Source organism: Paraliobacillus sp. X-1268, from assembly GCF_003426095.1.
Classification (GTDB): Bacteria; Bacillota; Bacilli; order Bacillales; family Amphibacillaceae; genus Paraliobacillus_A; species Paraliobacillus_A zengyii.
Genome location: NZ_QJSK01000003.1, coordinates 172,155 through 185,218 on the forward strand (window position 1 = coordinate 172,155; position 13,064 = coordinate 185,218).

Below are 13,064 nucleotides of genomic sequence, written 5' to 3' on the forward strand. Positions count from 1 at the left end.
TGACTCCCTTTCCGTAGGCACGGCTTCAGCTAAATCTTTAAAGAAAACCGTTTTACAGAATGGATCTTCAGCCCGCGCTGTTCCTACAGGAGTGTCGCCAATTTCATTTGATACGCTGGATAAAGGTTAAAATTAATATATTATCTGCTGGTCAATAAGTTTTATTGTGCTTATGACAACAGCTTCTCACATTATGCTGATTGAATGTAGCGTAAGGCAGTCGACTCCTGCGGGAAAAGCAAGATCTGAAGATCCACTTCGGAAAGCGCTTTTTGGGCCTAAGATTTGTAATGTACCCCCGAAAAAATTTTCCCGCGAAAAGCGACTGCCTGTAGCGGAAATCAACATGGCAGTTATCGCATAGTCTATGTTTATTCAGTAATAAACATCTTTTTTAAATCATGTTACATGTCAAAACTCATAACAGCCAACGTTTAGTGCTTATTTTTCAAGTGAGAAAGTTGAGTAACTTACTTATCAAATACCTTTTTCCATGCAATCCAATTGATTATAGCCAATATAATATTATAGAAATAAACGCCAAATGGGAGTAAGCTAACTAAATAGTGCATGAGCGTGAATATACCGATTAATGAGATGAGTAGAATCATGCTTCCTGTATTAATATTTTGGGCAAATGAAAAGGATTCAGAAAACGGATACTGTTGATTGTTCATTAATTTATAGCATATTAATGCATAAAGCCAGCCAGTTAAAATGATTGCTATAACATCTGGTAACAAATGAAATGAAAAAAAACCCATAAAGATACAACTAATGACCAAGATTACTGGCATATACAATTGAAATAAGAAGGCTTTTAAAGTAGCACGATAAATCGCTTTTGGTTTTAAAAACGGAAGCGTACGATAGATCCATGCTCCTTTATAACTACCTGAAAACTTTAACATATGAACAATATTCGGAATCATTAGGTTACAAAAATAAATAGTTAAATATGCATTAGGCGAATCAAGGCCGGTGCGTAGGACATTAAAGAGAATGATAAACGGCATAACAATAGAGAACCCTATTGAAGGATAGACTTTTAGTTTAAATTCTCGTTCCTGTCGAAGCATCTTACTAGCGAAACGAAACACTGTTCGTTCTTCCTGACTACCACAGCTGAGCTTCGCTAAAAACCTTTCCCATTTTAGTCCTTTCGATCTCTTCGTTCCACTTGTTTCTAATAATTTCTGTAGATTACGTTCAAATGACGGAACTAGATATAAGTAAAGTACAATCGATAGAATTGGTATAACAAGTGCCATAATAGAAAATAAAATAGTGTACATAGATTGATTACCTGAAAGAAACCATTCAAATGGTGCCGCAAACCAAACAGGTGGTAAAAGTAAATGCCACCACTGCCAGTCAAATTGCACATTTAAATCAACGAATTCAAATGATCGAGCGACAATCTGATAACCTATCAATATTGTAACCGATAGAAAGATTTGGACATAGTTAATGAAGTCTTTTAGTTTCTCTCCATCAAAGAATCGTAAAATAAAGATGTAAAACAAGGCCGTTACTACGATAATAAATAGTGCATTCAAAATAATTTCAGCTAAAAATAGCAAAGCAAATCCAATACCTTGAACAGCACCCGCTACAATCAATGGTATCATAACAAATGATCCAGTTATTTGACTCATGTAAATGATGACATGAATTAGTTTAGCTGCACTAATTGTCTTACTGTTAATTGGCTTCGTATGTAAGATCGTTTTATCACGAACATCAAGTAATACGGTGGAAAAATCGGATATCATTGATGTCATCAAGATAAACATAAAAATGCCAAACACAATACTCATTTGAAATAAAAAATTATCATCCATCAGAATAAACGGAATTAGAATTAATCCATAAAATCCATATAAAAGTAATGACTTTACTAATGGATTTCCGTTTTCTTTTTGTTTCATATCTTGAAAAATAGTCGGTACACGTCGTTGATCCATTGTTAACTTAATCGCTAAAATTCTACGCATTACTGGATAGTTAACACCAAACAGTGGAAAGAGGCGCTTAAAACGATCTAATACTTTTAATGTAAAAAAATCACTCATATGAACGATCTCCATGTACGATTGTGATTACCTCTTTAGCGATCTCTTGATGGTTATCAAATCCCGTTAACTGATTAAAGATTTGCTCAAGTGTACCTTCCTCATTTTTCTCCTTCAATTGACCAAATGTACCGTCTGCTACAATTTTACCATCCTTTAATAAGACAATACGGTTACTTATTTTCTCAACGACATCCATAATATGAGACGAGTAAAAGATTGTTTTTCCTTCTGCAGCCAAGAGCGTCATCATCTCTTTGATAATCATCACACTATTTGCATCCAAACCATTTAATGGCTCATCAAAAAACAGTAGCTCTGGGTCATGAATGACACTTGAGATAATAAGCAGTTTCTGTTTCATACCTTTTGAAAAAGAAGAAATTCTTTGATGTAGGGAATCACGCATACCGAATTTATCTAATAACTGGATTGTTTTCACTTCTACTTCTTCCTCAGACATGCCATATAGTTGTCCGATAAACGTAACATATTCTAAAGCTGTCAAATTATCGTAAACTTCACCGCTTTCGGGAACATAGCCGATTTTCCTTTTATATGACACATCACCTTTTGCAATATCTTGACCAAAAATTTCAACCTTACCTTGGTATCCTTCTAAGAGCCCAAGGATAATTTTTACCGTTGTACTTTTACCAGCACCATTTGGACCGATATAACCAATAATTTGACCACGAAATACTTCCAAGTCAATCCCAACCAACACTTTTTTTCCGCTAAAACTCATCGTCAAATCTTCAATCTTTAGCACACTCTCATGACTGAATTCGATACGCCTCACCTTCCTATACGTTAGTATCTTTAGCTTAACATAATTTACCTTTTAATTATTATATAATACAAAATAAACGGCTGAAAAGTTTCACCTTTTAGCCGTTCTTTATTTATTACTAAATTATCATTCTTTTCGCTCGTTTAGTTGCATTTTCGCTCGATTATCATTCTTTTCGCCCGATTATAACTCTTTTCGCCTGATTAATTGCATTTTTATTAAAAATAGCCTTTGCTTCCGTAGCGGGTATAGCACGTTATGTCTAAGTTTATAGCTTTTTCAAAAAAACGCCTACAAAGTATAGACTTTGCAGACGTTTCTATATAAACTATTTCGTTGATCCGATATCTTTTCGATAGAAAAAATCATCTGTTTGATCAAACGCTTTTACATATTGATATACTTTTTCTCGGGCATCTTCTGGATTCTTTTCAACTGCTCCAACAAGCAAGACGCGTCCACCCGTGGAATGGAAAGAACCAGAAGTAGAAAGCTTTGTACCTGCATGTATAATGAAACAATCTGATTCAATTGGTAAGTCCGGTAACTGGACTTCCTTTAGATAGTTACCAGGATAACCTTTTGAAGCAACAACTGTTCCAATTGCATAGCCTTTTTTCCACGTTAATTGCGGATCATCGCCGTTTTTCACGTCGACTATCACTTGCATTAATTCGTTTTCTAATAAAGGTAATACAACCTGTGTTTCTGGATCACCTAACCGTGCATTAAATTCAATCACTTTAGGTCCTGCTGGTGTTTCAATTAATCCACCGTAAAGAATACCAGTAAAAGAACGTCCTTCTTCCATCATTCCTTTTGCTGTTGGTTTTAAAATATGCTCTACAGCAAAGTCCACTTTGGCTTGATCAAGATCAGGTACTGGAGAAAAAGCGCCCATACCACCAGTATTTGGCCCTTGATCATGATCATAGGCACGTTTATGATCTCTTGCTGGAAGCATTGGATAAACCTTTTCACCATGGACAAAAGCCATTAAAGAGAATTCTTTACCAGCAAGAAATTCTTCAATAACAACGCGACTCCCAGCATCACCAAAACAGTTATCTACTAACATAGATTCGACAGCTTCAATTGCTTGCTCAAGCGTTGTTGCTACGACAACGCCTTTACCAGCTGCTAAACCATCTGCTTTTACAACAATAGGAGCACCTTTTTCCTCCAGATAAGCCTTGGCAGCTTCAACTTCCGTAAATGTTTGATAATCAGCTGTAGGAATATTGTGTTTTTTCATAAACGCTTTGGCAAAGTCCTTGCTACCCTCAATTAGTGCGGCTTCTTTAGTAGGTCCGAATATTTGTAATCCTTCCGCTTCAAAAGCATTCACGACACCTTCTGTTAATGCGATCTCTGGACCAACAATTGTATAATCAATTGCGTTTTCCTTAGCAAACTTTAACAGTCCTTCGATATCATCGTCTTTAATAGGGACACAAGTTGCTTGACTCGCAATACCACCGTTTCCAGGTGCAACAAAGATATCAAGACCTTGTTTACTCTGCTTTAATTTTTGAACGATAGCATGTTCTCTTCCACCACTTCCAATAACTAAAACCTTCATTTACATCACCTCAACTAGGCTTATTTTTAATGTTTGAAATGGCGCATTTTCGTCATTACCATAACAATACCATGCTTATTACATGCATCAATTGAATCTTGATCACGTTTAGATCCACCCGGTTGAATGATTGCTTTAATACCAGCTTTTGCCGCAGCCTCAACTGTATCTGGCATTGGGAAGAATGCATCTGATGCCATTACAGCTCCTACTGCCTTCTCACCTGCTTGTTCAAAAGCAATTGATGCTGCACCTACACGATTCATTTGACCTGCGCCTACACCAATGGTTTGGTCAGCTTTTGCTACCACAATTGCATTAGACTTTACATGTTTGACAACTTTCCAAGCAAACAATAGTTCCGCTAATTCAGCAGGATCTGGCTTACGTTCAGTCGCAATAGTAATATCATCAGCTGTTACAGATCCAGTATCACGATCTTGGACAAGTAAACCACCCATAACACTTACTACTTTTTCTCCATCTGCTTCATCTTTTTTCATCGAAGTTTCTAATAAACGGATATTTGGTTTGACCGTTAGAATTTCTAAGGCCTTTTCTGAGAAACTTGGTGCAATAACGATTTCTAAGAAAATTTCTTTTAGCTGATTAGCTGTTTCCGCATCAACTTCACGATTGAGCGCAACAATTCCACCAAAAATGGAAACTGGATCCCCTTGATAAGCCTTTTCGTAAGCCGAAGCAATTGTTTCACCAATTCCAACACCACATGGATTCATATGTTTAACCGCTACTGCAGCAGGCTGTTCATCAAATTCTAAAACAATTTCTAATGCTGCATTTGCATCTTGAATGTTATTGTAAGAAAGTTCTTTTCCATGTAATTGTTTCGCACCAGCAATCGAGGCACCTTTTACATTACCTTCTTTATAGAAAGAAGCTTGTTGATGTGGGTTTTCACCATAACGTAAAGATTGTACTTTTTCGTATGTAACGGTATATGTTTCTGGATCTTGCTCCCCAGTAATATCTATAAAATATTTTGCAATCATTGCATCGTAATTTGCCGTATGTCTAAATACTTTCGCCGCTAACTGTTTACGGAATTCTACTGTTGGATCTTCTGTTTTCAGTATTTCAATTACAGCGTCATAATCTGACGGATCAACAACAACCGTAACATCACGGAAATTCTTTGCAGCTGAACGTAGCATCGTTGGGCCACCAATATCAATGTTTTCAATAGCATCTTCTTCTGTGACACTTTCTTTGGCAATCGTAGCTTTAAAAGGATATAAATTGACTACTACTACATCAATAGGATGGATATCTCTTTCTTCTAATTGTTTTTGATGGGATGGATCATCTCGTTGTGCAAGCACTCCTGCATGGATAAAGGGATGTAATGTTTTAACTCGTCCATCTAATATCTCATCAAAATTAGTTACGGCTGAGACTGGCAATGCAGGTAACCCCGCTTCTTTTAGAGTCTTTAATGTGCCACCAGTAGAAATTAGCTCGTAGCCAAGTTCATCTAATCCTTTTGCAAATTCTACTAGATTGCTTTTGTCGGAAACACTTAATAATGCACGTTTTTTCATCGTTGATCTCCTTTCGATTTTCACTTCTTTTGCTTTATAATCTGTTGAATGGTTTGTGGATAAAGCTTATGCTCGATACTTTGAATCTTCGTTTGCAATTCTGATTCCGTCATTTCTGGATTTACTGTAACTGCTTCTTGCGCAAGGATTTTCCCGGTGTCCATTCCTTCATCGACAATATGAATGGTCACACCAGTAATTCTAACCCCTGCTTTAAAGGCTTGTCCAATTGCATCCAGTCCAGGAAAAGCTGGCAATAAGGATGGGTGGATATTTAGAATCTTTCCTTCATAAGGTTGCAGTAGCGTGGAGCCAATTAAACGCATATATCCAGCTAATACAATCCATTCTGCTTCCATCTGACTTAACTGCTCGACAATTTCTGCTTCAAAATCTGCCTTTTGATCATACTGTTTAGGATCAAACACAAAACAAGGTGTACTATTTTGTTTCGCCTTATCTACTACTTTTGCTGTAGGTTTGTCTGATACAAGTAGAACGATCTCACATGATAAAGCACCTGATTGAATTGCTGCTACTAAAGCATCATAGTTACTACCTGTTCCAGAAGCAAAAACAGCGATCTTTGTTTTATTCATCAATCAGTTTCACCCCAGATTCTGCTGTCACTTCCCCAATCTCTGCAGCATCTTCTCCACTATCTGCTAATAATTGCAAGGCAATATCGACTTCATGGGGCGCTACAACAATTGCCATTCCGACACCCATATTAAAGACGCCTAGCATTTCTTCAAAAGTGAAATCAGCTTGTTTTTGTAAATAAGGGAAAATTGCAGGTACTTTCCAACTATCCTGTTTAATCGTAACACCAAGACCAATTGGCAATGCGCGTGGAATATTCTCGTAAAAACCGCCACCAGTTACATGACTAACTCCTTTAATAGAGATGTCACCTTTTAATTGTTTAATCGCTTTTGCATATATTTTTGTAGGTGTTAGCAACACATTGCCCAATGTGTCACCTAATTCTTCAATATAATCGGTATATGCTAAACCTTTGTCTGCAATTATTTTCCGAACAAGCGAAAAGCCATTAGAGTGTACACCACTAGAAGCAATTCCGATCACTTTATCGCCAACTTCTATCTCAGCTCCAGTGATAACGGCTTGTTTCTCTGCAATTCCGACAACAAATCCAGCAAGATCATATTCACCATCCTGGTACATACCAGGCATTTCGGCTGTTTCTCCACCAATTAATGCACTACCACTCTCAACACAACCCGCGCTGATACCTTTAACAATTTGTTCGATTTGCGTTGGCTTGTTTTTTCCGCAAGCAATGTAATCAAGGAAGAATAATGGATCAGCACCTTGTGCGACAACATCATTCACACACATAGCAACTAGATCTATTCCAACCGTGTCATGTTGATCAAGCGCAAATGCCAGTTTCAGCTTGGTTCCAACACCGTCTGTCCCTGAAATTAAAACAGGTTCTTTATAAGAAAAACCACTTAAATCAAAAAGGCCAGCAAACGCACCAACACCACCAATTACTTCTTTGCGATTCGTTGTTTGAATATGCTTCTTCATTAAGTCTACCGCTTTGTAACCTGCGTGTACATCAACACCGGCGTCTTTATAAATATCGCTCATCTATTTAACTCCTTTTAGAGGTTGTTCAAAAAATCATCAAATGCTAAGCGGCGCATCTCTTCGTTGGCTTGTTCTTCCGGTCCTTATGTAGGGGAGATCTACACTCTGGTCATCAGAAACTTCGCCACCTCGACCTGCTTGCTTCTAATTTACCGACTTTTTGAACACACTCTTTTAATGGTTTTCTAAAAAATCAAGCTTTGTAAGCAGGAATGATCGTATCTGGATATATCTCCGTTGGGTAATTCCCAGTAAAACACGCTTTACATATGCCATGATTCATTGATTCTTCGGTAACAATTGATTGTTCCAAACCCTCTGTAGTTAGAAAAGCTAGACTATCAGCACCTATTTCTTTACGCATCTCCTCAATACTGTAATTAGAAGCGATCAATTCACCTTTGTTCGATGTATCAATCCCGTAATAGCAAGGGTTTTTAATTGGTGGAGAAGCAATTCGAACGTGTACTTCAGTCGCACCCGCTTCCTTCAACAATCCAACAATACGTCGGCATGTCGTTCCACGAACAATCGAATCATCAACCATCACAACTCTTTTTCCCTTAACAATTCCACGAACAGGTGAGAGCTTCATCTTTACTCCTTGTTCACGTAACTCTTGAGAAGGTTGAATAAATGTACGACCTACATATCTATTTTTAATTAATCCAAGTTCATATGGAATACCACTCGCTTCAGAGAAACCAATTGCAGCCGAAATACTAGAATCTGGTACACCAGTAACAACATCCGCTTCAATAGGCGCTTCACTTGCGAGTTGTTTGCCCATCGTTTTCCGACTTGCATGGACATTTAAACCATCTAAATCACTATCTGGACGAGAGAAATAGACATATTCCATCGAGCAAAGTGTACGTTGCATTGGTGACGAAAACATAGTCGTTCTAAGTCCATCATCATCAATCGTTATCAATTCTCCTGGCTTTACTTCACGTAAATACGTCGCACCAATTAAATCAAACGCACAAGTCTCTGAAGCAACAACATAAGCATCGCCTAGTTTACCAATCGAGAGAGGTCTTAATCCACGCGGATCTAATGCAACAAACAGTTTATCTTCCGTTAAGATAGAAAATGCATAAGCACCTTTGATCATACCAAGTGCTTGTTTCAACGCCTCTTCCATTTCTAAGTGACCACTTCGTTTAATGAGATGCGCAATAACCTCTGTATCGGAGGTTGTCTGCATGATACTACCTTGTGCTTCCAATTGATTCTTTAACGCTGTCGCATTTACTAAATTTCCGTTATGTGCAAGTGCCATACTCTTCTTCTGTGAACGAAATACAAGTGGTTGGACATTATCATAACCGCCACCACCCTGCGTCGCGTAACGAACATGACCTAAAGCGGCATTTCCGTTTAATCTACTAATCTCACCTTTTTCAAAAACCTCATTAATTAGTCCGTTCCCTTTATGCAAATGGAGCTCTTCCCTGTCACTTGTTACGATACCAGCACCTTCTTGACCACGATGCTGCATGGCATGTAACCCGTAATATGTCATTTCGGCTGCTTTTTCATGACCCCATATAGCAAAAACGCCACATTCTTCGTTTAAGCCTTTGATTTCAGCAAGCATGGAATAGCTCCTTTCCACAACGCGTGGATATTTTCTATCTCTTCTTTTATCACATCTTGATGATTAGCTGTAATAACTAACTGGTTAGTAGCTGTTACATTACCTATTAAATTAGCACCCTGTATGATTTTTTCGAATTTTATTTGATTTTCTTTTTTAACAGAAACGAGAAAGCGAGATTGTGTTTCACTAAATAATGCAGTCGTTGTATCACCAGCTAGCTCTACTTCACAACCGAGCCCCGCTTGACTAAATAGACTTTCAGCTAAAGCAACAGCCAATCCACCCTCTGCCAGATCATGTGCAGATACGACAAGTCCTGCTTGAATTGCTTGCAATACTTCTTGTTGACGTGTTGCCTCCACATCCAAATCGATTGTTGGCGCTTTGCCAAAGTATTTTCCTTCTAGTACGTTTTGTAACTCACTTCCACCGAACTCTGGTCTTGTTTCACCAATCACATAAATCAGATCGCCATCATTTTTAAAGAAAGAAGTGGTAATGTGAGCAAGTGACGCATGTACACCAACCATTCCAACAACTGGTGTTGGAAAAATCGCCTGACCATTGGACTCATTGTATAAGGACACGTTTCCACTAATAACTGGCGTATTTAAACGTAAGCTAGCAGCACTCATACCATCTACACTTTTCTCCATCTGCCAGAAGATTTCGGGTTTATCCGGATTACCAAAGTTCAAACCATCTGTTAACGCTAGTGGTTTAGCACCTGAACAAATAATATTTCGCGCTGCTTCTGCCACAGCGATCTTTCCTCCAGTTTCTGGATCCAAGTAAATATAGCGTGAATTACAATCAGTTGTCATCGCCAATGCTTTATCATAACCACGTACTCGAATAACCGCTGCATCCGATCCAGGTGCGAGTACAGTGTTCGTTTGTACCATTGAATCATATTGATCGTATACGTACTCTTTACTTGCAATAGTTGGCTGTTGGATTAACTTTTTCAATAACTCAGCATGATCTGTCACATTGGGAAGATATACTGGCATTTGTTGAAATTCTTCGAAATAAGCCGGTACTTTTGATAGTTTATGGTAAACAGGCGCATCTTCAGCTAAAGAGTCAACAGGAATATCTGTTACTACTTCACCCTTATGCACTAAACGGAACTGTTTGTCATCTGTTACCTGACCAACTGCTACAGCTTCAAGCCCGTATTTCTCAAAAACAGCTACAATTTCCTGTTCGCGCCCTTTCTTAACAACAAGTAGCATCCGTTCCTGTGATTCAGACAACATCATCTCATAAGGCGTCATATCTTGTTCGCGTTGTGGGATGAGATCTAAATTCATTTCCATTCCCATACCAGCCTTACTCGCCATCTCACTTGCCGATGAAGTTAGACCAGCCGCTCCCATATCTTGCATACCTACAAGTGCATCCGAGTGAATTACCTCTAAGCACGCTTCAATTAAAAGCTTCTCCATAAATGGATCACCAACTTGCACATTCGAACGTTTACTTTCTGAGTCTTCTGTTAAATCTTCCGAAGCAAAGGTCGCACCATGAATCCCGTCGCGTCCTGTCTTGGAACCAACATAAAGAACCGTGTTACCAAGTCCTGCTGCGATACCTTTTTGTATATCCTTTTGATCGATGATGCCAACACACATTGCATTAACAAGCGGATTACCTTCATAACAATCATCGAACTGTATTTCACCACCAACTGTTGGAACACCCACACAATTCCCGTATCCTGCAATTCCATGTACAATTTCTTCTAATAAGTATTTAACACGTCCGCTTGTCAGATTACCGAAACGTAATGAGTTTAATACAGCAATTGGTCTTGCACCCATTGAGAAGATATCTCGAATAATTCCACCAACACCTGTAGCTGCACCTTGATATGGTTCAACTGCTGATGGATGATTGTGACTCTCTACTTTAAACACAACTGCTTGTCCGTCACCGATGTCAACGACACCTGCACCTTCACCAGGTCCTTGAATAACATGCGGTGCTTCGGTTGGAAACTTTCTTAATAACGGTTTAGATGTTTTATAACTACAATGCTCAGACCACATCACGGAGTATATACCAGCTTCTGTGTGATTTGGTAGTCTTCCTAGAATATTTTTAACGGATTGATATTCTTGATCGGTTAAACCCATTTTTCGATAGAGTTGGTCTTGTTCAATTACTTCGGGAGTTATCTCAGGCGCCTGCAACATATGCTTCCCTCCAATTTTCTAACATTGATTTAAATAGCTTTAACCCATCATCACAGCCTAAGAGTGCTTCCACAGCACGCTCTGGATGTGGCATCATTCCTAAAACATTACCTCGTTCATTAACAATCCCGGCAATATCAGCAACAGATCCGTTTGGATTATTTACATAGCTAAACACAATCTGGTTATTCGCTTTTAATGAAGCAAGTGTTGTTGGATCACAATAGTAGTTGCCTTCTCCATGTGCAATTGGAAGCGAAATAACTTCTTTCTCACCATAGGCAGTCGTAAAGATTGTATGATTATTTTCCACCATCAGTTGTTCAAAACGACACATGAATTTTAAATTTTTATTTTTCAACATGGCTCCTGGTAGAAGTCCTGATTCTAATAAAATTTGAAATCCATTACATACACCTAAAATAAGTACGCCTTTGTCTGCTTGTATTTTCAACTGACTAACGATAGTTGAAGTAGATGCAATCGCACCAGTACGCAAGTAATCACCATAAGAGAAACCTCCTGGTAAAAGGATAGCATCATAGCTTGCTAGATTTGCATCAGCATACCAAACAAGATCAGCCTCTTCACCTAAAGCATCCTTAGATGCATGATACATATCTCGGTCACAATTAGATCCTGGGAAAACAATCACTGCAAATTTCACTGTGTGACTCCCTCCTCCACGGTATAGTGATAATCTTCAATTACTGGATTGGCAAGTAACTTCGCACACATATCTTCAATCTGTTGTTCGATGTTTGCACTGTCTTCAACATATAACTCCATGTATTTACCGACACGCACTTTTTGAACAGCCTCGTACCCTAGTGTGTTTAAAGACCCTTGTACTGCTTTTCCTTGAGGATCAAGTACACCTTCTTTTAATGTGATGTGTATTTTTACCTTTTTCATTTTACTGCCTCCAGTCGTGTTAAAATTTGATCATATACGTGGACCAAATCGCCTAAATCCTCACGAAATACATCTTTATCCATCTTCTCTCCTGTTTCAAGATCCCACAAACGACATGTATCTGGAGATATTTCATCAGAGAGAACAATTTTTCCTGCTGCGTTTTTACCAAACTCTAATTTGAAATCTACTAATTGTAAATTCACTTCTTTAAAAAGTACTTGAAGCTCTTTATTTACTTTACGTGCGATATCTTTGATTTCTGTTAAATCAGCTTCTGTTGCATCTGTTAAAAAAAGCGCATGAGCATCATTAATGATTGGATCTCCAAGCTCATCCTTTTTATAAAAGAATTCAACGAGTGGCGGGTTAAATGCTTTTTTCTCTGTTATACCTAAGCGACGTGTAATACTTCCTGCCGCAACATTACGGACAACCACCTCAATTGGAATAATTGTTGTTTTCTCCACCAATTGCTCGGTATCATTCAATGTTTGTTTAAAATGACTAGATATTCCATGTTTGTCTAGATACTCAAATACCTTTGCTGCAATCAAGTTATTGTATCGACCTTTACCAGAGATTGTTGCTTTCTTCTCACCATTAAATGCTGTCGCTTCATTTTTATAAGATAAAATGAGTGAATCCGGATCATTTACGACGGTATACACTTGTTTTGCTTTGCCTTCGTATAACAGATTTTCTTTCAA

11 protein-coding genes are annotated in these 13,064 nt (G+C 38.2%); all 11 read right to left on the reverse strand.

What is annotated here, in order from left to right; translation table 11 throughout:
* Nucleotides 1–470: 470 nt before the first annotated feature.
* The 11 genes from D2K62_RS07030 to purC all read right to left on the reverse strand — a co-directional run bounded on the left by D2K62_RS07030 (nt 471) and on the right by purC (nt 13,064).
* Nucleotides 471–2,075 (reverse strand): hypothetical protein, encoded by a 1,605-nt coding sequence (locus D2K62_RS07030; RefSeq protein WP_117161152.1) that lies wholly within the window; start codon nt 2,073–2,075, stop codon nt 471–473.
* Nucleotides 2,068–2,823 (reverse strand): ABC transporter ATP-binding protein, encoded by a 756-nt coding sequence (locus tag D2K62_RS07035; protein WP_112179834.1) that lies wholly within the window; start codon nt 2,821–2,823, stop codon nt 2,068–2,070. Before D2K62_RS07035 ends, D2K62_RS07030 begins: the two co-directional genes overlap by 8 nt.
* Before the next feature lie 373 nt (nt 2,824–3,196).
* Nucleotides 3,197–4,450 carry a phosphoribosylamine--glycine ligase gene (gene purD, locus D2K62_RS07040; RefSeq protein ID WP_117161153.1) on the reverse strand — a complete coding sequence of 418 codons (1,254 nt, stop codon included), beginning with the start codon at nt 4,448–4,450 and terminating at the stop codon, nt 3,197–3,199.
* 26 nt (nt 4,451–4,476) lie between these two features.
* Nucleotides 4,477–6,012: a bifunctional phosphoribosylaminoimidazolecarboxamide formyltransferase/IMP cyclohydrolase gene (gene purH, locus D2K62_RS07045; RefSeq protein ID WP_117149050.1), complete on the reverse strand. Its 1,536-nt coding sequence runs from the start codon at nt 6,010–6,012 to the stop codon at nt 4,477–4,479.
* 20 nt (nt 6,013–6,032) lie between these two features.
* Nucleotides 6,033–6,611 (reverse strand): phosphoribosylglycinamide formyltransferase, encoded by a 579-nt coding sequence (gene purN / locus D2K62_RS07050; protein WP_117161154.1) that lies wholly within the window; start codon nt 6,609–6,611, stop codon nt 6,033–6,035.
* Entirely contained in the window at nt 6,604–7,632 is a 1,029-nt protein-coding gene (gene purM / locus D2K62_RS07055; protein ID WP_117149048.1) for a phosphoribosylformylglycinamidine cyclo-ligase, read from the reverse strand. Before purM ends, purN begins: the two co-directional genes overlap by 8 nt.
* Nucleotides 7,633–7,825: 193 nt before the next feature.
* Nucleotides 7,826–9,235, reverse strand: a complete 1,410-nt coding sequence (purF, locus tag D2K62_RS07060) for an amidophosphoribosyltransferase (protein WP_112179829.1) — start codon at nt 9,233–9,235, stop codon at nt 7,826–7,828.
* The gene (purL, locus tag D2K62_RS07065; protein WP_117149047.1) at nt 9,211–11,439 is read right to left on the reverse strand and encodes a phosphoribosylformylglycinamidine synthase subunit PurL; all 2,229 of its coding nucleotides are present in this window, start codon (nt 11,437–11,439) and stop codon (nt 9,211–9,213) included. Before purL ends, purF begins: the two co-directional genes overlap by 25 nt.
* A complete protein-coding gene (gene purQ, locus D2K62_RS07070; protein ID WP_117161155.1) occupies nt 11,423–12,106 on the reverse strand; it encodes a phosphoribosylformylglycinamidine synthase subunit PurQ in 684 nt (227 codons plus the stop codon). The genes purL and purQ overlap by 17 nt, the downstream gene beginning before the upstream one ends.
* Nucleotides 12,103–12,354, reverse strand: coding sequence for a phosphoribosylformylglycinamidine synthase subunit PurS (gene purS, locus D2K62_RS07075; RefSeq protein WP_117149045.1), 252 nt, complete (start codon nt 12,352–12,354; stop codon nt 12,103–12,105). Before purS ends, purQ begins: the two co-directional genes overlap by 4 nt.
* A complete protein-coding gene (purC, locus tag D2K62_RS07080; RefSeq protein WP_112179825.1) occupies nt 12,351–13,064 on the reverse strand; it encodes a phosphoribosylaminoimidazolesuccinocarboxamide synthase in 714 nt (237 codons plus the stop codon). Before purC ends, purS begins: the two co-directional genes overlap by 4 nt.